Origin of the sequence: Actinotignum stranguriae, assembly GCF_051265215.1 — a bacterium.
Taxonomy (GTDB): Bacteria; Actinomycetota; Actinomycetes; order Actinomycetales; family Actinomycetaceae; genus Actinotignum; species Actinotignum schaalii_C.
On the sequence record NZ_JBOZCJ010000004.1, the window covers coordinates 23903 to 48826 of the forward strand.

The following is a 24924-nucleotide window of genomic DNA, read 5'->3' on the forward strand; positions in this document are numbered from 1 at the left end:
TGTTGCGGGGCAGTGTTTCACGTGAAACATTGCCCCGTTTCGTTATTTCGTCGGGGTTTTATATAGTGCAGATACTGTGAATAATGGTTGAGAAGTAGCTCAACCGCGAATACGGAGGCGGGAGAAGGCCGCTCTCGAATGTTTCACGTGAAACATATGTGTCAAAGGTAAGCTAGGTGTTAGTGACGGTAAGAAAGTAGCCCACAATCAACTGTCGAAAGCTGTTTCAGAACGGCGGTATAAAAATAGGCTAGTTTCAACGGTTGGAAAGAAGTCCAGATGTGTATGGCTAGACCGTTTACTGAAACCGAAATTTTGGCGTGTACGAGCCTTGGTCTAGGATTCTTCTTGATCTAAGAAACAAAAGCGGGCAATGTTTCACGTGAAACATTGCCCGCTGCTTGGGGATTCTCCTGAAGTTGCTATGCGCGCTACTTCGCCATATCGGGGAGATCCTCCGGTTCGCTGGTGTCTCGATTTGCTGCGCGGTGCAGAATTTGCAGGTAAAGCGATTCGGGGCTGGTCCCATTTTCCCGTGCATATGCTTCGACGGCTTGGGGAAGTAGCGACGTCTCCGTCATTCCCGGTGCAATATTAACATCGATGACGTATGGAGTACCATCTTTCAGGATCAGGTCGATTCGGGACACATCGCGAAGTCGAAGAGTGGTATGTGCTGTGAGTGCGGCCTCGGCAACCCGAGTCTTTTCCTCATCAGAAAGACGAGCCGGTACATAGTACTTAGCACGACCGGCGAAGTAGCGCGCGTCGTAATCATACGGCCCATCGGTTTCAATTTCGACCGGAGGAAGCGCGATAGGTCCATCGGCTCCATCAATAATCGAAACAGAAACCTCAGTTCCGTCGATAAAGGTTTCGACATGCGCTTCTTCCCCGTAAGCGAAGCAATCGACCATTGCCCGGGGGAGGTCCCCCGGCTTATCAACGATAGTTACTCCCAGCGCTGATCCGCCCAAATTCGGCTTCACCACCAGCGGGAACTCATAGCGTTCCCCAAGCAGATCAAGAATAGGCGCGACCCCGACTTCACGGAAAAGAGCTTCCGGGAAGCTAACCGACCAGGGAACAGCAAGCCCGGCGTGGCGCAAAAGCGATTGTGCGACCGTTTTATTAGAGGCGATACGGGCGGCGTTCGCCGTCGACCCTACAAAACGGTACCCGCTGAGAGAAAGCAGATCTTGAAGAGCTCCATCTTCTCCGGTTGCGCCGTGCACCAAGGGCCAGACCACCGTAGGATTCATGGAGTTGAGGCGCTGGAGCAAGGTTGCATCAACATCGAGAACCTTGACCTGCGCGCCCGCTTCCCGCAGGAGCGTGGCGACCCGACGCCCCGAACTCAGCGATACATCGCGTTCGTGCGTGAGACCACCGGCAAGAATAGCAACGGTCAGAATATTGTCCATTTTCCCTCCGGACTTCACTCTACTCATCAGTGATGAGAACCGATAGCAATCGAATTACTTCGTTGCCTGTGGCGAGGAATCATCCACGCCGAACATTTGGACTAGATCATTTTCTTGGCTAATAACTTCGCCAAGCCTGCGCACGCCCTCGGTAATGCGTTCCGGGGTGGGGTAGCAGAAAGACAGGCGCATATGGTCATTACCCTGGCCGTCGGCGAAGAAGGCAGTTCCGGAAACGTACGCCACGAGGTTCTTCACAGCGCGGGGAAGCATTTCATGCGCGTTCAGGCCGCCGGGTAATTTGACCCAGGTATAGAAGCCACCGCGCGGCTTATTCCAGGTGCACATGGGCATGTATTTCTCGAGCGCAGCCTGCATGGCCTGGCCCCGCTCGGCGTACATACCGCGGTATTCCTTGACCTGTTGGTACCAATCATAGGTACGCAGATACTCCGCGATAGCGAGCTGACCAAAAGTGGTCGGGCACAGGATCGCATTTTCCGCGGCGAGGGTAAGACGCGCACTCAGCGCAGCCGGTGCCAGCGCCCAGCCCACCCGGAACCCCGGTGCGAAGGTCTTGGAGAAAGATCCCAGGTACACAACACCATCCGGGTTGAAGGTTTGGATGGCAGGAATGGGATCACCGTCAAAGCCAAGCAGACCATAGGGATTATCTTCCACGATAAGAACATGGTGCTTATCGCAGATTTCGGCAATACGCCGGCGGCGTTCCTCAGATTGACTCACACCGGCAGGATTATGGAAATTAGGAATGGTGTACAGGAACTTAATTGGCTTTCCGACGGCCTCCAGATCCTTGATTGTTTCCTCAAGCTGCTCGGGAATCAGGCCATTGGCATCCATGTCTACGTGCACCACATGCGCTTGGTACGCACGGAAAGTTCCCAAGGCCCCAACATAAGAAGGCGCTTCGGCAATAACAACATCACCCGGGTTAATGAAGATTTGGGAAACAAGATCGAGGGCCTGCTGGCTGCCGGTCGTAATATTAATGTCGTCCGGGTGGGCGCGAATACCTTCGGGTCGCATAACCTCCACGATCATTTCACGCAGTTCTTCGGTGCCCTGGCCGCCGCCGTACTGTAGCATTTTAGCCCCGTTATTACGGATGAGCCGTGCGGTCATTTCCGCGAGGAAGTCTAAAGGTAGCCCGCTAATATTAGGCATTCCCCCTGCGAGAGACACAACTTCTGGGCGATTTGCAACCGCGAAAAGCTGACGAACCTCAGATTGCTTCATTCCTAAAGCTCGATCAGCATAGACATTGTACCATGGATCAAGTCTGGTAAATCCGGGACCGGCGTGCTGCTCGCCCATACGTTCTCCTTCTCTTTTAACACACTAAGTGTGCCACGCTCGGGGCCGCGATAAAACAATGTCCGCCGGTGTGCTTCACGCATCACTCAATCGCGAGGCCATTGCGGGGATCATCGCGGGATTACCGCGGAGCTACCGCAGTCCGGGCGTGTGAGCCCTATGGGGTAGTAGCGTACCCGCAAAGAAAGGTGCCTGTCAGCACCGCGCTTATTCGGATCCCGCGAGTTTGGCGAGTTTCACGAGTCCCCGAGGCCCGGGAGTTGTGCCAGAAGTTCAGCGCGGATCTCAAGTTTAGGTACAAGCCCCGCAAAGCGCGCATATTCCTTGCCCTGGTGCACAAGAAGCAGGGTCGGCAGACATTCGAGCCGCGGAATAAAAGCAGCGACGTCGTCCCACGGATTCGACGCGCGAGTATCGGCGGAACCGGCATTCGCGGAACCGGCATTCGCGGGGCAACTACTCACAGGCTCACCTTCGGCGGGATCAATACCTCCATAACCCAGGGCGTGCTGGATTGCGTGGGTTACTTGCGCGGAGAGCTCAGAAAAATCGATCTGATGCTCCGGAGCGCCACCTGGTAGCACGTACTGGCTATCGGGATCAGCTCCGGCAGCAGCGGTTTCGTAACCGCGCCGCGGGCCCACGGGTGGCTGGGTAAGAATATCCAGGTTGACGCACCACGCGTCGAAGCTTACGTCCGGTATGAAACGATGAAGGTCGACGACGCTCTCCTCGAAAATCACGCGCATTGGCCGATCATAGGGAACCCACGAAGCCGTGTAGAGCAGCAACGTAGGAACCTCAGGTCGATACCCGGGCACGGTTCCTCCTTCCGGCCTAGCGGGTAGAAACTCTAGCTCCACCATTCTAAACGCGAACCGGCGAGGCAGATCAGAAATCCACCTCGCCGGTTCGAAATAAAGAAATAAGCGGTACCCGCCCTGGATTACGCGGAATTCTCACCACGGGAGTCCCGTAGCGCTCCCATCACAAGAGTTACGCCGCGCTCCCACCTGCGGCAGCCTGCTGGGCCGCGAGGTTTTCGAGGTAGCGTTCCGCATCGAGAGCCGCCCGGCACCCGGTGCCGGCTGCGGAAATAGCCTGGCGGTAGTACCGATCCACGACATCCCCGCAGGCGAAAACTCCGGGAACCGAGGTTTCGGTGTGCGGGTGGTTGACGACGATATAGCCGTCGTCGTCCAATTTAAGCTGCCCATCGAGAATTTTCGTACGCGGAAGATGACCGATGGCCACGAAAAGGCCGGTCACATCGAGATTCGAATCTTCTCCGGTCACGTTGTTGTGGAGAGTAATAGCGTTCATGGACCCGCCGTCTTCCCCACGAATATCCGTGACTTCACTATTCCAGTGCATCACGATCTTGGGGTTGGCCAGGAGGCGGTCCGCCATAATCTTCGAGGCGCGCAGCTCGTCGCGCCGGTGGATCACATGCACCTTGGTGGCGAAGCGGGTAAGGAAAAGAGCATCCGTCACGGCGCTATCCCCGCCGCCTACCACGGCAATTTCCTGGTCTTTGAAGAAGAAGCCATCACAGGTGGCGCAATAGGAAACCCCGCGGGAGGCGAACATGGTCTCGCCATCCAGACCGAGCTTCTTGTAGGCCGATCCGAGGGCCAGGATAACCGTACGGGCCCGGAATTCGGATTCCTCAGTTCGCACGATCTTGACATCGCCGCTCAGGTCCATGGAGAGGGCGTCGTCGTACTCCATTTCGGCACCGAATTTTTCGGCCTGCTGCTGCATATTAGCCATAAGGTCAGGGCCGAAGATTCCATCCGGGAAACCCGGGTAGTTTTCCACCTCGGTGGTGGTCATAAGTGCGCCGCCGGCATCAATGGCACCGCCGATTACCAGCGGCTTGAGGCCCGCGCGTGCGGTGTACAGCGCAGCGGTCCAGCCCGCCGGTCCGGATCCGACGATGATGACGTCACGAATATCGCTCTCGGTCATATTTCTCCTGTGTTTTTACGAGTGATTGTGCCGCGTTGCGCGAGCACACCGCTCCCATCGGGCACATCATTGGGTACAACGTCCCGGGATGTGCAGCTATTCCCAACCGGTTGTAAACACCGACTGTAAACACCGCTTACTTCACGGTGATTTCGGAAATCTGCAGCTTGAACTGCCCCGCTGCATTCTTGGGCAGCTCCGTGAACCACAGCACCACGTGATCACTGTTTACCGGCGTCGGTGCAGTAAGTGTTGTTTTCGCGCTCATGGGGCCTTCGTTCACAACGGTGCCGCCGCTGGGCTGATCCGCGGTGGTATCACGCCACTGTACGTGTCCACCCTGGCCGCTCAGCTGTAAAGTAACTTCCTTGACGGTGGACGGCTTCGCCAGCCGCAGCTCTATCCCCATCCCCTCTTTGAGCAAGCCAAATTTTGGATTTCGCAGGTATTCCCAGCTGGCCCATTCCGTCGCCGGATTCTTATCGATGGCGAGTGGAAGCGTCTGCGGGTAGTCTTCGTCAGCTTCACTCTTCTGCGGGTTAAGAAGATTCGCTGAAATAATCTGCGGCGTTGTGGAGCTGGGCGTGGCGCCCGCACTCGGCTGGGCACCCTGACCTTCCGAAGCCTGCGGATTGGCCGAAGCCGTGGGCGCGGCAGAAATAACCGGCGGCCGGGTGGACACGTCCATGGGCCGGAAGAAAGTGGTCACAGCAAAGTACAAAGCCACTGCGACCAGGGCAATGGCGCCCGCAACGATGAGCTTGGAGGAGTCGAAGATACGCGATCCGAGATCCCGCCCATTTTCCTCGTCGGTGATAATCGGCCGCGAAGGAGCGGGTGGCCGGGTGGCCGGCTTGCGATCTCCGCGGGTGCGGGCGGCAACTTTTGCCGGCGCTCCGCTCGCGCGCGCGGCCTCGGAAATCGGGTGAATACGGGGCGCGGCCGGGGCAGAGTGATGAGAGGTAGCGGATGCTGCTCGGGTGGTTGCGGCGGCCGCGGCTGCGGGTGTGGTTGCCGCTGGACGTCTCGGGGATATATCGGTCCCCTGGAATGCTCCGGTTTCGTCGGCGTCGCCAGCGCTCATAATGGAACGACGCTGCGGGCTCGCTGCACTGTGAACACTGTTTAAGGAAACCGTGGGTGCGGCATCATGATCGCGTTCCTGGGCAGCGGCTTCACTTTCTGCGTGTTCATATTGTGCGGCTTCGCGCTCAGCACGGGCCCGTTCGGCAGCTTCGTGTTCCGCAGCCTCGCGCTCCCATTCTTCCAGCTCACGTTCCGCTTCGCGTAACGAGGGGAAATGCGGTTGGAATCGCGGTGTTGCAGCATCCTGAGCGCCGCCGCCAGCGCCATCGTGACCACTGTGGCTATCGCTGTGGACTGCGGGAGTTACCTCAGTTTGCGTTTCGCCCCGGTTATGGTAAGCAGTGTTTACCTCGGTTTCTTCGTCGCGGAATTCTTCCGGTGATACCCACTGCGGGTGGAGTTCTACTTCCGGAGCTGCGGTAATACCTAATTCGGTATCGATATCACCCTCGAAATTCGCCCCGGAAACGCCCTCGGGGTCCAATTCCTGGGCTCCGATAGCGGAAGAAGCCGATGCGGCAGAGGGAGCAACGGGAGTCTCATTAGCTTCGGTTGGTTCGCCGGTTTCGGCTGGCTCACCAGTATCGTCGGACCGATCATCAGTTTCAGAAAGATCGCCGGCTGAAACGTCCTTGTTTTCTGGTGCTTCTTCTCCGGCGTGCACGCTTTCGTCAATTCCGGGAACGATATCGGTCGCGGACGGCTCGCTGAAGTCACTGGCGCCGAAGTTACCTGCCACGTCAGATGCACCGGTGGCAGCTGCGGCGTCGTCGTGCTCAGAATCAGCGGCGCCGAAGGAAACGTGACTGGAGCCCAAGGTGACGCGGCCAATCGCGCCCCCGCGGACATGCCCGCCCAGCGGATCGAAACCGAAACGGGAATCCCCGCCGCCGGGAAGCTGCGGCGCCACTAGCACCGGAGTGGGGAATTCACGCAGGTCAGGCCGGTTGAACGGGACGAGGCTGCGCAGTACTTCCCCGGGGGAAAGCAGGCGTTCGGGGGAAAGGGTGCGCCGGAACACTTCTCGGATATCCTCGGGCAGCGAATCATCGCGCGCCAGCGCCTCGAGCGTCGTTTCGTCCGCCTGCGTGCCTTCGAGCAAAGTTGCCAAGAACAGCACCAGGTCAGCGGCCTCGGCGTTATTGAGACTGGCCGGATCGTATTCATCCGTGCGCGCACCGGCCAGAGCAGCGTCAATACCGATGCCGTCCAGGTACACATCCCCGGCATCGCCCACCCGCACCCGCGAAGGCGTGATGCGTAAATGCCGCATACCGCGCCCGGAAACCTGGGTGAGAATCGCGGCGAGTTCACACACCACTGCCTTGCCTTGCTCGGGCGCGAAACCTTCCCCGTGCACATAGCCGGTGAGCGAAGTGCCCAGCGGGATCTCGCTCACCACGAAATTTTCGCCGACGGAAAGCGTGCGCACAATATGCGCGTCGTCGAGCAGCCCGGTGCGCCGTGCCGCATCCAGCGCATCCGCACGCGTGGGAATATCCCCGATGAGCAGTACCCGCACCGCGGTGCCAAGCGCATCATCCACGGCGTACCACTGCTCGGTACCCGCAATATCGAGTTGCTCCTCGTACAAATTCTCCAGGCGGTAGCGACCGGCGAGAGTCATGCCCCTGGTTCCGATGGCGCTCACAGTTCCTCCTTGCCGTGCCTCGCGGCCACATTACTCCTATGGTATTTCGTGTTCCTCGCGCAGTTTATCGACGGCGCGCGGCCCGGCTTCTTCCGCCGCGCTAGCCTCACGTAAATTGTGGAGATGTTTTTCAGGATCGACGCCGCCCGACCGCCGCCCGCTGCGCAGGCTGCGCGCGATCCCACCGAGCAGGAGCACCGCGAGCAGCGCGCCAATAATATACGTCCCCGTGGTTTCCCACCCGGCGCGCACCCGCACATTAATATCCTGCACCGCGCCGATCGGCGTACCCACCGGATCGGTCACCGCGGCCGTCACCGTGACATTCCCCGAGCCGGAAGCCTGTACCGGCACCGCCACCGTCACCGAGGCAGCGGGCGGAATCGTTGCCGCAACGGGATCGGAGGGCACGATGCGGAAATCTTCGGCGCGCAATTCCACCACCGCGCCCACCGGAACGGGAAGGGAATTATGCACGTGCACGGGCAGATCCGCGCTTTCCGAAATGATATTGATCGTGGAGGAGGGCTGGACCGTGACGGCACCGGCCATCTCCTCGGCCAGCTGGGCGAGCTGCGCGGCAAGTTCCTCGCGTTGCTCGTGGTGGTCGCGTAGCGCCACCCCGGCCAGTTGCGCGGCGTGATGGGTGACCGGCCCGGTGATATCTGCGGGTCGCGGAGTAAGAGCGGCCGTGGTGGAAATTGTGGTGACGTGCGCATCACCCCGGGCCAGCTGCGTCGCGGAAATCTCCCCGGGCAGCACGCGCTCCTCGGGAAGCTGGGCGCACCCGGCCGCCGGTTTCTCAAGAAGATCACCGGCCGCGGTGGGCGCTAACCACGGTGCGCTTGTGAGCGCCCCGAGCGCGGCCCCGATATCGCGATCCGGCAAAGCACCGGCTCGCGCCAGCGCAGCACTTTCAGGCCGGTCCACCAGCACCACTTGGGCGCGCGGTGCGGCGGGTAGTTCCCGGTAGGTTGCTGCCGAGAGCGCGAGGGCCGTTTGGCGGGCATCAATGGCGGAGAGGCGGCTCCCGGCGGCTTCCGGCAAACCTTCCCCACCTCCGGAGGCTAGTACATTTGCCTCATCTGAGCTGGGCAGATATCCCTGCACCAGGGCGGAGAGCACGCCGTCCGCACGCAGTGCCGCGGCTTCATCCGGACCCGTTGCAATTTCACCCGAATCCGCCGCTTCGTTTGTGGCGGTTCCGGAATCCGCATCCGCAAGGCCCGCGGCTTCCGCGCCGGCACCGCGAGTTTCGCTCAAAGAACACGTTTTATTCCCCTCGGCATCGAGCGGAATATTCACCCGCCCGCTCGGGCTGAGCCAGGAGGCGTGCGTCGCATCCACATCGGTGGTGATGAGCGCCGCGACTCCCGCATCGCGCAGCGCCCGCGCGGTGGCCCGGTCCGCACCCAGCGCTGTCACCGCAATATCCGAACGCGCCGCGAAGCCGGAAGCCTGTGCCGCCTGCACCGCGTCTTGCCGTGCCAGGGCGAGCTTATCCGCACGCCCGGCATGGGTGAGCGCCGCGGCATCCACGTCCGCGCCCAAACCGAAGAACACGCTGGTCCCGGCCGCAGATTCAAAATTGCGCAGCGCGGCCCGCTCCGGATCGCCCCCGATAAGAAGCGGATCGACGGCGGCACTCACACCAGGGTGGGCAAAATACTCCAGGGTGCTCAAGCGGTGGGGTAGCCGCTCGGCCTGCGATGCGGAACTTGGAGCCGAAGCCGTTGGTGAAGAACTAGGTGCGGTGCCCGGGGCCGACGGCGCAGCCGGGGCACTCGCCCCCTGGGATGCCGCCGGCGCGGATGACGCGGCGCTCGCGGCCGGGTCGGAAGCTGAGGTGACACTCGGTACGGCGAGGCTTCCCGAGGTGGCGGAAGGTGCGGTGGGCGAAGGAGTGGCCGCGCCGGCCGGAGCTGAGGGCACCGGTGCCGAGGGCTGCGGTTGCGGGCTGGCCCCGGGCGCGGGTGCGGTGAGACTGGCGTAGACCTGCTCCTCGAGGGCCGGGGTTCTGCTCACATCGCTCAGGGAGCGCGTGACCGGCACAATTGCACTGATGGGGACAGGCGCGGCGTCGTCGCCGGGAGCGGTGACAATAAAACTACGGTCCGTTGCCGTTTCCCCATCCACCACGGCACTCACCTGGACCCCGCGCGGCCCCCACTCGGCGGGAATCCGCTCCCGGGGAACAGAAAAGGTGACGCGGGTGGAGGTTCCGGGTGCAAGATCCGCATCGGGGGTGAGGGTGTCGTAGAGGGCCAGGCCGGCGGGCTCCGCGCGCATGAAGCTCAGCACCGCGCTGCGCGAGGAGGGTACATAGCGCTGGATATAGAGCGAGACCGAATTGAGATGACGGGTTTCCGTGGTGGAATTCGTCACGGTAGCGGTGAGCGTGAGGGTGGCATCCTTACCGAGAACCGGGGCGCCTACGTCCACGATGTCCACGCTGGGCGCGGCCGCCGGGCGCGCGGGTAGAACCTGCGCGGGCAGGGCTTGCGCGCCTAGCGGCACCCAAGCGCTCAGCGGCACCCAGGCAGCCACAGCCCCGGCAAGCGCACCCCGCCACATCATTCCTCCCCCGCGAGAATCGCGCGGGCCGAGGCCACGATACGGCGTTCATTGGGGTAGGCGAGCCGGGATGCCACCCGATCAAGGCGCACCCACTCGGCTTTTTCGGCTTCGTGATCCGGGTCGTTATCAACGGTGATATGCCCGGTGATCCCCTCCAATAAAAAGTGGTGGACAACTTTATGGACGCGATGGTTGGTGCCGGAGAACCAGTAATCAATGGTGGCTAAATGCATGAGCACCCGCCCGGTAATCCCGGTTTCCTCCGCAATTTCCCGCACGGCGGCTTCTTCGGGCGTTTCATTACCTTCCAGGTGCCCCTTGGGGAGGCACCACTCCAGCCGCCCGCCGCGGTTGCGCCGCGCAATAACGGCCACATAGGCCTTCCCGCCGCGCACCCCGATCACAATTCCCCCCGCACTCGTTTCGTTCACCACCGGAAGTGAATGGCGCCGCGCAGAGGCCTGGTGCACGGCAGCGGCGCGCCTCCAGGATCTACGGCCCCCGAACTTGGAGGGCAACGGTGCTGACTTCGACATACCTCTAACACTACAACTAACGGTCAGAGCCCCCGGATGTGGCAACCTTTAAGGGTGACCACTTCTCAACAGACTCCGAAGACTCCAACAACGGACGATATGCCTCCGGGCCAGCGCCGCGCTCTCCTGCTCCTGGCAGGCCAGCGCGCCCTGGCGAATCTCCCGGACGACATCTTGCAACTAGCTTCTATCTTCTCAGATCACGGCGAAGAATTGGCCCTCGTGGGCGGCCCGGTTCGTGACGCTTTCCTCGGTGCCCCCATTCATGACTTCGATTTGACAACCTCGGCGCGCCCGGAAACCACCGAAAAACTGCTGGCCCAGTGGGGAACCACCTGGGATATCGGGCGTGAATTTGGCACGGTGGGGGCGCGGCGCGGTGACGTCGTCGTCGAAGTAACAACGTACCGCTCCGATACGTACACCATCGGTTCGCGCAAACCCGATGTGGATTTCGGTGACAACCTCGAAGGTGATCTCACCCGGCGCGATTTCACCGTCAATGCGATGGCGGTGCGGCTGCCCAGCCTGGAACTGGTGGATCCCTGTGGCGGGGTGGCCGACCTCCTCGCCGGACAGCTGCGCACCCCCGTCACGGCCGCGCAGTCCTTCGATGATGATCCGCTGCGGATTATGCGGGCCGCGCGCTTCGCGGCGCAGCTGCGTTTCGATGTGGCTCCGGATGTTATGCGGGCGATGGAAGATTACGCCGAGCGCCTCGAGATTGTCTCCCAGGAACGCATCCGCGCCGAAGTGGAGCGCCTCATGACAGCTCCGGCCCCGCGCCGCGGTATTGAGCTCCTTGTGCACACCGGGGTGGCCGAGCGCGTGCTTCCCGAAATCGCCGCGCTTACCGATACCGTGGACGCCCAGCACCGCCACAAGGACGTGTACCAGCACACCCTCCAGGTGGTGGATAACGCCATCGCCTTGGAAGACGAGGAAGTGCCCGGTCCCGATCTCATCCTGCGCCTGGCCGCGCTTTTCCACGATATTGGCAAGCCGGCCACCCGCCGTTTCGAACGTGACGGCTCGGTGACTTTCCGCCACCACGATGTGGTGGGCGCGAAAATGACCCGTGCGCGCATGCGTGAACTGCGTTTTGATAAAACGACGACGAAAAGCGTGGCGCGCCTCGTCGAGCTGCACCTGCGGGCTTTCGGATTTGGCGAACACGACTGGACCGATAGCGCGGTGCGGCGTTTCGTGCGCGATGCCGGGGAGCTCCTCCCGCGCCTGCTGCGCCTTATCCGCGCCGATATCACCTCCCAGAATCGGCGCCGGGTGGCGCGCCTGTACGCCGCGAATGACGAACTGGAACGCCGCATTATTGAGCTGCGTGAACGCGAGGAACTCGAAGCGGTGCGCCCCGATATTGACGGTACCCGCATTATGGAATTGCTGGGCCTCCAGCCGGGCCCGCAGGTGGGCAAAGCCCGCCAGTACCTGCTCTCCCTACGCCTGGACGAAGGCCCGCTGGGCGTGGAGGAAGCCGAAAAGCGCCTGCTGGAATGGTGGGACGCTCAGTGAAACTCGTTGGCGATCTGCGCTCCCTGGCCCGTTCGCGGGGATTTCTCAAACTGCTCTCGGTTCGGCTCGTCACCCAATGCGGGGACGGCATGTTCCAAATCGGCTTGGCCTCGCTCTTCTTCTTCAACCCGGCCGCGAGCGCGGATGTGCACGGGGTGGCGCTCTCCCTCGTGGTGCTACTGTTGCCTTTCTCCCTGGTCGGGCCTTTTACCGGCCCTTTTATTGATCGGTGGCGCCGCCGTCAGATCCTGGTGTACGGCAACCAGATCCGGGCTGGGCTCACGGTGGCGCTGGTGGTCACCACCCTGGCCAATATCGTGTGGCTCACCTATGTGCTAGCTCTTGTCACCCTCGGGCTCAACCGGATTCTGCTGGCGTGCATGAGCGCGGGGCTGCCGAACGTGGTGGAATCGCGCGAGCGGCTCCTCGTGGCGAATTCCCTGGTGCCGACCCTCGGGGGTGCCTCTACCGCGCTGGGCGCGATTCTGGCGTTCTTCCTGCGTTTGGCGCTACCCGGGGAAGCGATGCAAAAAGTGGGGGCGCTGGTGTGCGCACTGGTGCTCTACCTGGGCGGATCGGGGGTAGCGAGTCTGCTGGGGCGCGATGAGCTGGGTCCACACACCCGCCCGCGCGGTTCTTTCGGCACCGCACTTGTGGCGGCGGCGCGTGACCTGGTGGCGGCGCTGCGCTACCTTATTGCCCGGCGCACCCCGGCCGCGGCTCTTGCCACCATGTCCCTGCACCGTTTCGTTTACGGAATGCAGTTCATCACCATCGTGCTGGCCGGCCGTAATCTCTACGCCGACCCGGCCAATGCCGATGCCGGCATCGCCTACTTCGGCATGCTGCTGGGCATGATGGTGCTGGGGCACGGGATGTCGATTATCCTCACGCCCCTCGCCCACGAACGCATGAGCCCAAGCTGGTGGGTGGTGTGCGCCTTGGTGGGCGGCACCGCCGGGCAGGCGATCATCGCGGTCACCACGAACCTGACCTGGGTGATGGTCGGGCTGTTTATTTTCGGGATCGGGGTGCAGGGCGCCAAAATCGCCGTCGATACCATCGTGCAATCCGATACCGCGGATGCTTTCCGCGGCCGCGCTTTCTCCATTTACGATGTCCTGTTCAATATTTCCGAATGCATTGCGGCCGGGGTGGCGATCCTTGTATTGCCGACCATGGGGTGGTCGCGCGAGGTGCAGCTCGCCCTCATCGTCATGGTCTGGTGCGTGGCCGGCTCTTACGCGCTGTTCATGCGTTCCAGCGGCGGGCGGCCCACCCCGGTCGAGCTCTAGCCGGAGCGCTTCGGCTGCACCGCGGCGGTTCCACCCTGGGCGCCACATTTTCGGTACGACGACGCCACCGCGGCCCGCGCGGTACTTTTCTGGGGGCGCGGGACCTCCGTGCGGGGCGCGGAAAACTGGCAAGATAAGAAGTAAATGACCCGGCGCGCATCCGCCACCGGGACTCCCACCAGGACGGAGGATCCTATGGCCGCCACTCGACCAGGTGATATTCCACGTGATCGTATCGCTCAGGCTATTAACACCCTGCCCACCCAGGTTGCTGGCTCCCGGGCGGGTAGCGATAGTGGCGGTGAGGAGAGCGCCGGAGGGGCAGCGTCGTCGACCTTAGTACGGGCAGGCGATGCGGAGAATTCCGGCAGCGGTGAACAAAGCGGCTCCGGGAACTCGGAGGCCGGCCGCGGCGCGGACGGGAGTAGCGGCGGGGATTTCGGGGTGAAGCTGCTGCACGCGGCGGCGCTCCTCACCATCGTCTGCGTGGGTCTCTACCTCATTCACGATTTTGTGGGGCCGGTGTTCCTGGCCCTCACCCTGGTGCTGACGGTGCGCCCGATACACCGCCTGCTGCTGCGCCACCGCGTGCCGCGGTGGCTGTCCGGAACGCTGACCGTCTCCATTATTGTGGTGGTGCTCCTCGCGGTGGTGGGTTTGACGGCGTGGTCCCTGGCCGGGCTGCCACGCACCCTCATGAGCTACGAAGATAAATTCACCAAGCTCTTCCAGGACACCATGACCTGGCTGGAAAGCCTGGGGCTCAGCACCGATCAGCTCAGCCAGCGCCTGGCTGACGTGCTCAATATGGACACGATTATTTCGCTGCTCAGCCAGGCGTCCGGGGCACTCATGAGCGTGGGGAGTCTCATGTTTGTGCTGGCGCTCGCGATTTTCTTCATCACGATCGACACGCTGTCCGTGCCGGCGCGCGCCCGGATCGTGCGCGATCACGATCCGGATCTCTACCGTGCCCTGGCCTCCTTCGAGGGGCGGGTGCGCCAATACTGGCTGGTGGCCACCCTCTTCGGGTTGCTGGTATCCACCCTCAATTATTTCGTCATGATGTGGCTGGGGATTCCGCTGGCACTGGCCTGGGCGCTGTGGACCTTTGTTACGAATTACATCCCGAATATTGGTTTCATCCTCGGTGTGATCCCTCCGGCGCTCATGGGCCTGGTGGATAGTGGGCCGGCCACCGCGCTGTGGATTCTGGTGATTTTCACCTTCCTTAATGTCACGATTCAGGGCGTGCTGCAGCCGAAGATCGTGGGAGATGCGGTGGGACTATCCACTACCGTCACGTTCCTGTCGCTGCTGTTCTGGGCGGTGGTGCTCGGGCCACTCGGAACTATTCTTGCTGTTCCGCTCACCCTGTTTATCAAGGCGATTTTCGTGGATTCTTCTTCGCGTTCGCGCTGGGTGGAGGCTTTCCTCGTGCCCGAATCGAATGCGGAAACGCGCGCCGATCGCGGCGTTTACGATCTTGATGAACCGGTGCGGGAAATTTATCGTGATTTCACCTCGCGGGATTCGGAGGTGCGAACCAAGATGCGGGACCTGCGGAAGATTTCGCGGCGTCGTAAGAAAGGGATCCGCGGGTAGCTGCGGTTGCGGCGCCGCGCAACTCCGGTTCAGTGCGGGGCGGCGGGTCGCAGGCGTTGCGGGTAGCTTGGGCCACGCGGGTTAGCCACGAGCGCGTGACCTGAGGCAGACTAGATACGCGGCGCGACCGCGCGCCGGTAGGGAGTAACGATGGCTGGAACGCGAACGGGTCGGACACAGAAGGAGCGCACGCGCACGCAAGCTGGGCGCGGCGCAGTTCCCGCGGGTCGTGCCGGAGCGCGCCGGGGCGGACCGGGCGCTGGCGCGCGCCGCAAGCGCTCCGTATGGAATTATCCGCGCCGTGGTAAGGGGCCGATTCACCGTTGGATTCCCTCGTGGCGTTTCGTGCTCGGGCTGTTCTTCACCCTGGGCTTCGGCGGGCTGGTTGCCCTGGTGACCCTCTACATTTTCCTACCTGTCCCCAGCCCCGATGATATTGCGACCGCGGAAAAAACCACTCTCTACTACCGCGATGGCAGCACCGAATTGGGCAGCATGTACGAGGTGAACCGCACCCCGGTCCCCCTGGAATCCCTACCGGATTACGTGGGGAATGCGGTGGTTGCTTCCGAAGACCGCACCTTCTACTCCAATTCCGGGATTGACCTGGGTGGCATTGCGCGCGCCGTCGTCAATAATATCCGCGGCGGGGCGCGCCAGGGCGGCTCCACCCTCACCCAGCAGTACGTGGAAAACTACTACCTGGGCACCACCACCGATTACATCGGCAAAGTGAAAGAAGCCGTACTCGCGGTCAAGGTGGATCGCAATTCCTCCAAGCAGGACATTCTGGAAAACTATCTCAATACGATTTACTTCGGGCGCGGCGCCTACGGCATCGAAAGCGCGGCCCAGAACTACTTCGGGATTCCCGCCGCGCAGCTGAGCCTGGACCAGGCCGCGCTCCTCACCGCGGTTATTCCGGCGCCCTCCGCCTGGGACCCGGCGGTTGATCCGGAGCGAGCTGCCCAACGTTTCGACCGGGTCATTAACCGCATGCTCGAAGACGGCTATATCACCGCTGACCAGGCCGCGGGTGCCACCATGCCCGCGACCATCGAGTATGTTGCAGCCAAGCAATTCAGCGGAACGAACGGCTACCTGCTGGCCGCCGCCCAGCAGGAACTTATCGCCACGGAAAAGTTCACCGAGGACAGCCTCAACCGGGGTGGCTATACGATTGTCACCACACTTGACTCGACCATGCAGCAGGCCGCGGTCGATGTCGTCAATGCGCTCCCCAAGGACCGCCCGGAGAACAACTACGTGGGCATGCTTTCCGCGGACCCCTCCACCGGCGGTATTTACGCGATGTACGCCGGCGCGGACTATCAGGAACGCCAGCGCAATACCGTCACGCAGGATCGCGCTCAGGCCGGATCAACATTCAAACCCTTCGGCGCGCTCGCGGCCCTCAAGCAGGGCAAATCCATCGACGGCACCTATTACAATTCCCCCGCGGAACTAAAAATTGGCGATATCACGATCAGTAATTTCGACGACGCCAATATGGGCAATATCAATATGCGCACAGCTACCGCGAACTCGGTGAATACGTACTATGCGCAGCTCAACGAGGAAGTGGGGCCGCGCAATACCCGCGCCGCCGCGATTGAGGCCGGGATCCCGGAGACCACGCCGGGCCTGGATAATTCCCTCACCAATGTGCTCGGTTCGGCTTCGCCCACCAATAAGGAACTCACCCAGGCTTTCGCAGGGTTCGCCAACCGCGGGGTGAGTGTGCCCCTCCACCTGGTCAGCGAGGTGCGTGACGCGCAGGGAACCGTGGTGTACCGCGCGGATACGGCCGGTAAGCGGGTGCTCGACCAGCGTGTTGCCGATAATCTCAACGAACTGCTCCAGGAGCCCACCGGCCCGCGCGGGACCGCGGATCGGGCCGGGCGGCTCGGCTTCCAGGTGGCCGGGAAAACCGGGACTTCCACGGATTTGAAATCCGCGTGGTTCGTGGGCTACAACCCGAAGATTATTACCACGGTGAATATGTTCCAGATCGGGCCGAACGGTGAGGAAGAATCGCTGGGCGGCTGGGGTGCTTACCCGTGGGGTATCGGCGGGAACGGCTACCCGGTGGATATGTGGGTGGACTTCATGAAGGCCGTTACGGGCGGTATGGATTTGCCGAAATTCCCCGAACCGGAGCTTATTGGGGATAAGCGCCCCAGCTACCGCCCCACGCGCCCCGAACCGGTGGAAGAAGTAACGACGACGCCCGAACCGAGCGCGGAGCCTACCGAGCAGCCCGCGCCGGCCACCGAGGCGCCGGAGCCTGAACCGAGCGCGACCGTGCCCCCGGAGCTGCAGCCCACCCGGATGCCCGCCCCGCCCACGGAAACGATCCCGCTGCCTACAGAGCCGGCCGAACGTGAGGGCGTTCCCGGTGCGGTTGGTTAAGCGCGGGCTAGTGCGCTCCACGCTCTCGAAGTGTGAGCCACCCGCGTTTTAGACTGGAGTCATGAAGATCTATCCCTTCTGGGCGCGGGAGAGCGCCCCGGTATCTACCACCTCGGGGCCGGCCACGGTGGCGCAATGGGGCTGGTCCGCGAATTCGGAAGAAGAAGCGCAAAAAGTCGCGAGGGTGCGGCTGCAGCGCCTCGTTGATCGCATTGCTGAACTCGGTCATTTTCCGCGCGAACGCCAAGCGCGCGCGGAATACTATCCGGGCACCCCGCTGCGCGAAGAGATTCTTTCTGTTCTCAGCACGGAGAACGGCACTCCTACCTGTGCGGTCACGCGGAACCGCTACGGAGCCGAAGTTCTCAATACGTCGGATATCCTCATCGCGGATGTGGACGTTCCCGAATTAGAAGAAGCAGCCCGCGCCCGCGGCCGCAAACGAGCCGGTAGGCGAGCCGGGGAACATGCGGCAGGATCCCCCAAGAAGCCCGGTTTCTTCGCTCGACTTTTCGGGTTCGGCGCGCAGAAACAGGAGCGGCCCGCCGGATCGGCTTTTGATCCCGCACCGGAACCGGCATCGACTACCGTGTCGAACACCGCCTCCGATCCCGCCTCCATCCCGGGGCTCATCACCGAAACGGCGCCGGTACGCCAGTACATGATCGAAGCTGAACTCATTGCCTTTGACCGGATTGAACATTTCGCGCGGCTCAATGCAGCATGGCCGATTTTCGTCTACCGCACCTTCAAAGGTTTCCGCGTCATCGTGGCGGTCGAAGGTATTGCCGCGGACTCCGGGGAAGCGCAGATGATCCTCAACCAGCTCGGTTCCGACCCGCTCTATATGCGCCTGTGCCGGGTGTACGAATCGTACCGGGCGCGCCTCACCGCCAAACCTTGGCGAGTTGGGATCGCGGCGCCCAGCGTGCGCTGGCCCGAGTACGATGCGTCGTCGGCGCTCTGCGATCCGGTTGCGCACGAGGAAATGCTCCGGTGGTTGACGCAGTACGACGCCGCCCGCACCGGCCACGCCACCACGCGCTTCATTGCTGCGTTCGGGCCCGCTCCCACCGGGCGAGCCGCGGAGGTGGTCGAGCTGCACGCGCGCGTGACCGGAGCGGAGTCCGGACTGCCACTCGCCTAGAGCTAGCTCGCCGGGCGCCTCAAGTTGGGCCTTTCGGCTTCCTGCACGGTGACCTAGAGCTGAAGGGTTCCCGCCCACTGGTTGGCGACCGTATCAAGGTAGCCGAGGTGGTCGTCGAACAGGCCGGCGTATCTTTCGGTCATCTCCAGGGTGATGGTTCCTACCAGTTCCGTCCACGCGCGGATCACGGAGACGATGAGGCCGTCCGGGAGCTCGGCCAGCTCCGCATCGAGGGAACCGAAGGTCATGCGAATTCGCCATAAATCCACACCGAGCGCGCGGGTTTCCGGGCCGGTCAGGGCCTTATTGCGCCCACCTTTCGCGATGCGAGCCAATTCGAGGGGGACGCGCAGGGCCGCGGCCGTGGTCATTTCCGGATTGGAAAAATCAATGGCGCTGGCACCGTAAATAAGCGAGAAACGATTCGGGTAAGCAAGGGCCCAGGTGTGGGCGGCACGCCAGGCCGCCACCCAGCGTTCCCGCCCCGACATCTTCTGGTCCGCCGCCTGGCGCATTGACCCGGCCAGGTCGCGGTAGGCTTCGGCCGCCAGGGTGGTGAGGAGTTCTTCGCGAGAGCGTACGTGGCGGTAGGGAGCACCCGGGGAAAGCTCAAGGGAGCGAGCAATCGCGCGCATAGAAAGCTGTTCGGCACCGGCGCGGTCAAGCTGCGCACGGGCCGCATCCAGCAGCTTTTCCTGCATGGTGGGTGCTTCACCTTCACTCATAGCTCGCTCCTGTTTTTGTGCCCGGTAGGCCGCCACAATCGCGGTGGAGCGACCTAGGGAAAGTCTACCGTTCCCCCTGCGTTCAGGGCCGGGATTCTCATGGAAATACAGGCGAAAAGGCGTGGGCCGCTCCATATTTAACCATCTGGAAAAGAGTGCTGGCACCGGCTAGACTGAGGGACTGACCTATCTGTTCGCGGGCCTAAGCATGCGAATGGGCGGGTCAACGCATAACCCTTCTGCCGCGGACGGACCGCGGCCGTTTAGACCAGAGGAGGTGGGTAGACATGCGTGAATACGAGATGATGATCATCCTTTCTCCGAACGTTGACGAACGTAATTTGTCGACCAACGTTCAGAAGCTGCTCCAGGTTGTCCCCAATGAGGGCGGCGAACTGGAAAAGGTCGATATTTGGGGCCGCCGGAAGCTTGCTTATGACATTAACAAGCACTCGGAGGGCATTTACGTCGTCGTCGATATGAAGGCGACTCCCGCAACCGCAAGCGAACTTGACCGCCAGCTCGGCCTCAATGAGGACGTGCTCCGCATCAAGCTCCTGCGTCGCGAAGCAAAGTAAACGTACCGCCAGCGTAAGAACCGAATCTGAGAAAACAACGGGGTAATAGGAGCGATTATGGCAAACGAACCGGTCATTACGATCGTCGGTAACCTCACCGCCGATCCGGAAATGCGTTTCACGTCAGGTGGTGTGGCGGTCGCGAGCTTCACGGTTGCTTCCACCCCGCGCAAGCGCAATGCCCAAACAGACCAGTGGGAAGATGGCGAACCAATGTTCGTGCGGTGCTCGGCGTGGCGGGACTACGCGGAGAACGTCGCCGAATCGCTGTCGAAGGGCATGCGCGTGCTGGTAACGGGCCGACTTACGGTCAACCGTTACCAGACCCAGAACGGAGAACAGCGCGAAGGTCTGGAACTTCAGGTTGATGAAATCGGGCCCTCGCTGCGCTACGCCAAGGCCCAGGTCACGAAAACCAGTGGCGGCGGTAATTACAACCGCGGCAACCAGGGTGGCTACGGCCAGAACCCGGGCGGTCAGGGTGCGCCAAGCGGCCAGGGCGGGCAGGGCTCCTACGGGGGTCAGGCCAGCTACAACGCCCCGCAGGGCGGCTCGGCTTACGATCCGTGGAGCCAGCAGCCGCAAGCCCCGCAGGGCGGTTCCGCCTTTGACGATATGCCCCCGTTCTAAATTTTCGTCTAGATTTCCGTTCTAGATTTTCGGGACTACGCACACACCAGTTATTGACATTTTGACTCGGGCTACCGCCCCGCAGCGCGCCGCACAGTGTGACACGCGGGATTCGCGGGATTCGCGGGAATTGCGCTAGGCACGGGTCGCAGCAACATTAGGAGAAAACTATGGCGAAGGGACATCTTCGCAAGCCGTTGAAGCGGAAGACCGCTCCGGTGAAGGCCATCAAGGTTGGCAATATTGACTACAAGGACACCGCTACGCTGCGCAAGTTCATTTCGGACCGCGGCAAGATCCGCGCCCGCCGCGTGACCGGTGTCAACGTTCAGGAGCAGCGCAAGATCGCCAAGGCGATTAAGAACGCCCGTGAGATGGCTCTGCTTCCCTACTCGAGCAACGCTCGCTAAGGAGGCACATAATGAAGCTCATTCTTACGCACGACGTCGAACGCCTCGGCACCGCCGGTGACGTTGTCACCGTCAAGGACGGCTACGGCCGTAACTACCTGCTGCCGCGCGGCTACGCCACTCCGTGGACCAAGGGTGCCCAGAAGCAGATCGACCAGATGGCCGAAGCGCGCCGCAAGCGCTCCATCACCGATCTGGAAGCCGCGCACGCGCTGCGCGATGCGCTTAACGAAGCCGTGGTGCAGGTGAAGAAGGCCGCCGGCGAAAACGGCCGCCTCTTCGGTGCGGTGACCTCCAAGGACATCGCCGAAGCCGCCACCGAAACCGTGGGCAAGCCGGTGGACAAGCGTTGGATCACGCTTGCTTCCCCGATCAAGTCCCTGGGCAGCTACACCGCCAAGGTGCGGGTGCATGAGGATGTCACGGCATCCCTTCAGGTGGATGTGCTGCGCGCACCCAAGAAGTAATAGCTGATAGCTAGCTGATCAGCACGCGAAGGCGGGGGAGAACCGGATGTGGTCTCCCCCGCCTTTGTGCTGCCCGGGCAAGTTTCGTGCCGCCGCTGCTACCGTGCCACTTGCCGTACAACACCTGTCCGCACTCCCACGGTCTCCACGAGTACGAGTCACGGGCCACGCGTCACGGGCTCTACGAATCACGGGCCCCGAGTCACCGTCCACACGAACCTCAGAAATCACACCAGCACCTGCGAGGGTGCTAGGTCTTTTCGGAGGTGTACTTCGTATGTACGACATCCGCAGTACACCCCGGAAAACACATACCGGGTCCGGCGCCCTACCTCCCCGGCCCTGGGCCATGGCCTAGCTCGAGCTCCCGAGCTGCACCCACTTTTCCCCGCGTACCCGCAGGTACATGGGCAGGGCCCGGGCGCTCATGCACACCCCGGCATAGCCGATCCACAGCCAGATGAATCCCGGCTGTCCGGATGTCCATTCCAGCAGAGCGAGCACCATAGGCCCGTACAGGGCAAGGGGAATAAACATCATCCACGCCAGGGTCGTCAGATCACCCGCGCCAATGAGGACGCCGTCGAGAATAAATGCCACCGAGGCGATGGGGAAAAATACCGCAATCACGAGGAGGCCCCAGAAAGCCAGCCAGCGCACGTCCCCCGCGGTGCTCATAATCCGCACGATAAGAGGTGAGGTGAGAACGGTGGCGGCCCCCAGTACAGCACCGACGCTCATACCGCGGCTCAGGCAGCGCCCGAGCACTACCCGCAGGCGCGATTCATCACCGGCCCCGGAGGCTTGGCCCACGAGGATTTGCGCGGCCATGGCGAGGGCGTCCAGCCCGTAGGAGGCGAAATTCCAGATGGTCATGGTGATCTGGTTCGCGGCCAGCGCTTCGGTGCCGAGTTGGGTCGCCCCGGTTATTTGCAGCAGGATCAGCACGCGTAGCACCGCGGAACGCACGATGAGGGGCACGGAATCGTGGAGGGCGCGGAGCACACCCACTCCACGCGGTGCGAGCGGCGCGTGGTGCTCGCGCGCATGATGTACGACGACGCCGGTAAGGACCACGCCCATGACCGTTTGTGCCGCCGCGGTACCGATTCCGGCGCCGGCCAGGCCCAGCCCGGCCGGGTAGATGAAAACGAAGTTGAGGGGAATATTGACGAGTGCGCCGAGTACCGAAACCTTGAAGGGGGTGGTGGTGTTCCCGAGCCCGCGCAGGGTTCCGGTGGCGGCGAGGACGACGAGCATACCGGGGAGCCCCGCGGCGGAGAAACGCAAATAGCGTGCCCCCTCGGTGATAACGACTCCCTCCGCCCCGAAGACCGCCAGAATCTGGGGTGCCCAAATAGCCAGGATCGCTCCGAGCAGCACGCCCAGGGTACCGGCCAGCCAGAGCCCATCCATGCCCTGGGACAGGGCGGCTCTCATGCGGCCAGCTCCCACGTAGCGGGCGGTGGCGGAGGTGGTGGCGTAGGCCAGGAAAATGCACAGCCCCACGAGGGTGGTGAGAATTGTGGAGGCGAGGGCGAGGCCGGCAAGCGGCCCGGTACCCAGGTGGCCGACCATAACGGTATCCGTGGCGACGAGAAGTGGTTCGGCCAGGAGAGAACCGAGGGAGGGTAGGGCCAGGCGCGCGATCTCGCGGTCGATAGCGTGCTTGGTGGTGGGGGTCTTGGAGCTGGTCGTACCGGAGTCAGTGGTGTAGGACTCGTCTTTGTTGGCACTGTTTGTGCGGTCCCCAACGGGGCCGTCAGGATGCTTCTCGGGTGTCGTCACGTCCGCAAGCTTAGCCGAGCCCGGGAGGGTCGTCCGGAACCGGTGCTACCAACCAAAGGCGATGAGTACTTGAGGAAAGCCTCAACGTGATCGACATCACCGCATATGTGTGTGGAGAACTCGAAGTCATATCTTTCCACAGTTGTGGACAAACTTGGGGACGGGATACCGGGGATTTCCCCCACTCCATCCACAGTTGTGGATAGTTGTGGGTACAAATGGTGAACAATCCCCAAGCTATCCACAGTTTGTCCACCGGTTATGCACGGATCCACCGGCGTGTTTACACATCCGCGCAGGAGAATTAACTTGAAATTCACCTCGTAAACGGGTTACGAAAGCCAGTGGAGATCTATCGCCGAGAAAGGGAAGCTATGTCCGTCGTCAATAACGGTGCAAAGATGCAGGGGTCATCTTTCGAACGTACCCCTCCCCAAAACCTCTCGGCGGAACAATCTGTGTTGGGTGGAATGCTGCTCTCCAAAGATGCCATTGCCGATGTGGTGACCGTACTGACCGCCGATGATTTTTACCATCCCTCAAACGCCACGGTCTTCACGGTCATCCTGGAGCTTTTCGGGCGCGGGGAGCCGGCAGATGCCATTACCGTGGGCGCGGAACTCAAAAAACGCGGGGATCTTGAGCGTATCGGCGGGCTGCCGTATCTGCACACCCTGGTTGCTTCGGTGCCCACGGCTGCGAATGCCGGATATTACGCGAATATTGTGCGCGAACAATCCCAGCTGCGCGGCTTGGTGGAAGTGGGCACCCGCATCGCCCAGCTCGGCTACACTACCGACGGCGCGGATGTTATGGGCCTCATTAATATGGCGCAATCGGAGGTGTTTTCCCTCGGGCAATCGCGTGAGGCCACGGATTACGCCACGATGGCGGAAATCGTTCCCGGGCTTTTGGATGAGCTGGAGAAGAACGCGGAACGCGCGGGTCAATTAGAAGGTGTGGCCACCGGGTTTATTGACCTGGATGCCAAGCTCAACGGCCTGCGCGCCGGGCAGATGATTATTGTGGCGGCCCGCCCGGGTGCGGGTAAGTCCACTCTGGCGATGGATTTTTGCCGGCAGGCAGCCATCCACAATCACCAACCGGTGGTCTACTTCTCCCTGGAAATGAACCGTACGGAGTTGTCGATGCGTTTGCTCGCTGCCGAAGCGGGAGTGTTCCAAGATCGCATGATTAAAGGTGAGATGACACAGCAGGATTGGGACAAAGTCGCCGGCGCCGTCGAACGTATTTCTACCGCGCCGCTCATTGTGGATGATTCTCCGAATCTCACCTTGCCGGAAATCCGCGCGAAATCACGCCGGCTTAAGCAGCAGCACGATATTCAGATGATCGTGATTGACTACCTCCAGCTTTTGGCTTCGGCCGGGAAGGTTCCCGAATCGCGCCAGCAGGAAGTCTCGGAGTTTTCACGTTCGATTAAGTTGCTCGCTAAGGAATTGGAAATTCCTATTATTGCGGTGGCGCAGCTCAACCGTGATTCGGAAAAGCGTAATGATAAGCGCCCTCAGGTGGCTGACCTGCGTGAATCGGGTTCGTTGGAGCAGGATGCCGACGTCGTCCTTCTTATCCACCGCGATGATATGTACCATCAGGATTCTGAGAAGGCCGGCCTGGCGGAAGTCATTATTGGCAAGCAGCGTTCCGGACCTACCGGCACCGTGGAAGTGGCTTTCCAGGGCCATTACGCGCGTTTCGCGAACCTCGCGGAAAACTAAGCCTGTGGAGCAAAA

The 24924-nt window shown here is 61.8% G+C and carries 19 protein-coding genes; 10 read left to right on the top strand and 9 right to left on the bottom strand.

Annotated elements, in window-relative coordinates; translation table 11 throughout:
* Nucleotides 1–431: 431 nt before the first annotated feature.
* The 7 genes from ACRQEG_RS02625 to ACRQEG_RS02655 all read right to left on the bottom strand — a co-directional run bounded on the left by ACRQEG_RS02625 (nucleotide 432) and on the right by ACRQEG_RS02655 (nucleotide 10583).
* Nucleotides 432–1451, bottom strand: a complete 1020-nt coding sequence (locus ACRQEG_RS02625; protein WP_435730773.1) for a D-alanine--D-alanine ligase family protein — start codon at nucleotides 1449–1451, stop codon at nucleotides 432–434.
* 27 nt (nucleotides 1452–1478) lie between these two features.
* Nucleotides 1479–2762: an aminotransferase-like domain-containing protein gene (locus ACRQEG_RS02630; RefSeq protein WP_320757404.1), complete on the bottom strand. Its 1284-nt coding sequence runs from the start codon at nucleotides 2760–2762 to the stop codon at nucleotides 1479–1481.
* A gap of 236 nt (nucleotides 2763–2998) precedes the next feature.
* Nucleotides 2999–3583 carry a YbbN family protein gene (locus tag ACRQEG_RS02635; RefSeq protein ID WP_320757405.1) on the bottom strand — a complete coding sequence of 195 codons (585 nt, stop codon included), beginning with the start codon at nucleotides 3581–3583 and terminating at the stop codon, nucleotides 2999–3001.
* 175 nt (nucleotides 3584–3758) lie between these two features.
* Nucleotides 3759–4733 carry a thioredoxin-disulfide reductase gene (gene trxB, locus ACRQEG_RS02640; RefSeq protein WP_320757406.1) on the bottom strand — a complete coding sequence of 325 codons (975 nt, stop codon included), beginning with the start codon at nucleotides 4731–4733 and terminating at the stop codon, nucleotides 3759–3761.
* A gap of 136 nt (nucleotides 4734–4869) precedes the next feature.
* The gene (locus tag ACRQEG_RS02645) at nucleotides 4870–7470 is read right to left on the bottom strand and encodes a protein kinase family protein (RefSeq protein ID WP_320757407.1); all 2601 of its coding nucleotides are present in this window, start codon (nucleotides 7468–7470) and stop codon (nucleotides 4870–4872) included.
* Between the two features lie 36 nt (nucleotides 7471–7506).
* Nucleotides 7507–10047, bottom strand: coding sequence for a DUF6049 family protein (locus tag ACRQEG_RS02650; RefSeq protein ID WP_435733772.1), 2541 nt, complete (start codon nucleotides 10045–10047; stop codon nucleotides 7507–7509).
* Nucleotides 10044–10583, bottom strand: coding sequence for an NUDIX hydrolase (locus ACRQEG_RS02655; RefSeq protein WP_081637277.1), 540 nt, complete (start codon nucleotides 10581–10583; stop codon nucleotides 10044–10046). Before ACRQEG_RS02655 ends, ACRQEG_RS02650 begins: the two co-directional genes overlap by 4 nt.
* 36 nt (nucleotides 10584–10619) lie before the next feature.
* Here ACRQEG_RS02655 and ACRQEG_RS02660 point away from each other — a divergent pair, with 36 nt between their 5' ends.
* From ACRQEG_RS02660 to ACRQEG_RS02680, 5 genes are all read left to right on the top strand, one after another.
* The gene (locus ACRQEG_RS02660; protein WP_435733773.1) at nucleotides 10620–12113 is read left to right on the top strand and encodes a CCA tRNA nucleotidyltransferase; all 1494 of its coding nucleotides are present in this window, start codon (nucleotides 10620–10622) and stop codon (nucleotides 12111–12113) included.
* Entirely contained in the window at nucleotides 12110–13408 is a 1299-nt protein-coding gene (locus ACRQEG_RS02665) for an MFS transporter (protein ID WP_320757409.1), read from the top strand. The genes ACRQEG_RS02660 and ACRQEG_RS02665 overlap by 4 nt, the downstream gene beginning before the upstream one ends.
* A 195-nt stretch (nucleotides 13409–13603) precedes the next feature.
* Nucleotides 13604–15013 (top strand): AI-2E family transporter, encoded by a 1410-nt coding sequence (locus tag ACRQEG_RS02670; RefSeq protein WP_320757410.1) that lies wholly within the window; start codon nucleotides 13604–13606, stop codon nucleotides 15011–15013.
* A 150-nt stretch (nucleotides 15014–15163) separates the two neighbouring features.
* The gene (locus ACRQEG_RS02675; RefSeq protein ID WP_320757411.1) at nucleotides 15164–17425 is read left to right on the top strand and encodes a transglycosylase domain-containing protein; all 2262 of its coding nucleotides are present in this window, start codon (nucleotides 15164–15166) and stop codon (nucleotides 17423–17425) included.
* A gap of 61 nt (nucleotides 17426–17486) precedes the next feature.
* A complete protein-coding gene (locus ACRQEG_RS02680) occupies nucleotides 17487–18572 on the top strand; it encodes a hypothetical protein (protein WP_320757412.1) in 1086 nt (361 codons plus the stop codon).
* 53 nt (nucleotides 18573–18625) lie between these two features.
* Here ACRQEG_RS02680 and ACRQEG_RS02685 read toward each other — a convergent pair whose 3' ends face one another.
* Nucleotides 18626–19297 (bottom strand): TetR/AcrR family transcriptional regulator, encoded by a 672-nt coding sequence (locus tag ACRQEG_RS02685; RefSeq protein WP_284901579.1) that lies wholly within the window; start codon nucleotides 19295–19297, stop codon nucleotides 18626–18628.
* Between the two features lie 287 nt (nucleotides 19298–19584).
* Between ACRQEG_RS02685 and rpsF the strand changes: the two genes are divergently transcribed.
* From rpsF to rplI, 4 genes are all read left to right on the top strand, one after another.
* Nucleotides 19585–19875: a 30S ribosomal protein S6 gene (rpsF, locus tag ACRQEG_RS02690; protein WP_016442033.1), complete on the top strand. Its 291-nt coding sequence runs from the start codon at nucleotides 19585–19587 to the stop codon at nucleotides 19873–19875.
* 57 nt (nucleotides 19876–19932) lie between these two features.
* Nucleotides 19933–20505, top strand: coding sequence for a single-stranded DNA-binding protein (locus tag ACRQEG_RS02695; protein ID WP_016442032.1), 573 nt, complete (start codon nucleotides 19933–19935; stop codon nucleotides 20503–20505).
* Between the two features lie 170 nt (nucleotides 20506–20675).
* The gene (rpsR, locus tag ACRQEG_RS02700; RefSeq protein ID WP_016442031.1) at nucleotides 20676–20915 is read left to right on the top strand and encodes a 30S ribosomal protein S18; all 240 of its coding nucleotides are present in this window, start codon (nucleotides 20676–20678) and stop codon (nucleotides 20913–20915) included.
* Nucleotides 20916–20926: 11 nt separating this feature from the next.
* Nucleotides 20927–21382, top strand: a complete 456-nt coding sequence (gene rplI / locus ACRQEG_RS02705; RefSeq protein WP_016442030.1) for a 50S ribosomal protein L9 — start codon at nucleotides 20927–20929, stop codon at nucleotides 21380–21382.
* A 354-nt stretch (nucleotides 21383–21736) separates the two neighbouring features.
* Here rplI and ACRQEG_RS02710 read toward each other — a convergent pair whose 3' ends face one another.
* Nucleotides 21737–23170 carry an MATE family efflux transporter gene (locus ACRQEG_RS02710; RefSeq protein ID WP_284901595.1) on the bottom strand — a complete coding sequence of 478 codons (1434 nt, stop codon included), beginning with the start codon at nucleotides 23168–23170 and terminating at the stop codon, nucleotides 21737–21739.
* 374 nt (nucleotides 23171–23544) lie between these two features.
* Between ACRQEG_RS02710 and dnaB the strand changes: the two genes are divergently transcribed.
* Nucleotides 23545–24909, top strand: a complete 1365-nt coding sequence (dnaB, locus tag ACRQEG_RS02715; protein ID WP_274732598.1) for a replicative DNA helicase — start codon at nucleotides 23545–23547, stop codon at nucleotides 24907–24909.
* Nucleotides 24910–24924: the final 15 nt, after the last annotated feature.

Excerpts from the sequence above, each read along its gene's own strand:
- ACRQEG_RS02625 (WP_435730773.1), bottom strand. The coding sequence starts at position 1,451 with ATGAGTAGAGTGAAGTCCGGAGGGAAAATGGACAATATTCTGACCGTT.
- ACRQEG_RS02630 (WP_320757404.1), bottom strand. The coding sequence starts at position 2,762 with ATGGGCGAGCAGCACGCCGGTCCCGGATTTACCAGACTTGATCCATGG.
- trxB (WP_320757406.1), bottom strand. The coding sequence starts at position 4,733 with ATGACCGAGAGCGATATTCGTGACGTCATCATCGTCGGATCCGGACCG.
- ACRQEG_RS02650 (WP_435733772.1), bottom strand. The coding sequence starts at position 10,047 with ATGATGTGGCGGGGTGCGCTTGCCGGGGCTGTGGCTGCCTGGGTGCCG.
- ACRQEG_RS02655 (WP_081637277.1), bottom strand. The coding sequence starts at position 10,583 with ATGTCGAAGTCAGCACCGTTGCCCTCCAAGTTCGGGGGCCGTAGATCC.
- ACRQEG_RS02660 (WP_435733773.1), top strand. The coding sequence starts at position 10,620 with ATGTGGCAACCTTTAAGGGTGACCACTTCTCAACAGACTCCGAAGACT.
- ACRQEG_RS02670 (WP_320757410.1), top strand. The coding sequence starts at position 13,604 with ATGGCCGCCACTCGACCAGGTGATATTCCACGTGATCGTATCGCTCAG.
- ACRQEG_RS02675 (WP_320757411.1), top strand. The coding sequence starts at position 15,164 with ATGGCTGGAACGCGAACGGGTCGGACACAGAAGGAGCGCACGCGCACG.
- ACRQEG_RS02680 (WP_320757412.1), top strand. The coding sequence starts at position 17,487 with ATGAAGATCTATCCCTTCTGGGCGCGGGAGAGCGCCCCGGTATCTACC.
- ACRQEG_RS02685 (WP_284901579.1), bottom strand. The coding sequence starts at position 19,297 with ATGAGTGAAGGTGAAGCACCCACCATGCAGGAAAAGCTGCTGGATGCG.
- rpsF (WP_016442033.1), top strand. The coding sequence starts at position 19,585 with ATGCGTGAATACGAGATGATGATCATCCTTTCTCCGAACGTTGACGAA.
- ACRQEG_RS02695 (WP_016442032.1), top strand. The coding sequence starts at position 19,933 with ATGGCAAACGAACCGGTCATTACGATCGTCGGTAACCTCACCGCCGAT.
- rpsR (WP_016442031.1), top strand. The coding sequence starts at position 20,676 with ATGGCGAAGGGACATCTTCGCAAGCCGTTGAAGCGGAAGACCGCTCCG.
- rplI (WP_016442030.1), top strand. The coding sequence starts at position 20,927 with ATGAAGCTCATTCTTACGCACGACGTCGAACGCCTCGGCACCGCCGGT.
- dnaB (WP_274732598.1), top strand. The coding sequence starts at position 23,545 with ATGTCCGTCGTCAATAACGGTGCAAAGATGCAGGGGTCATCTTTCGAA.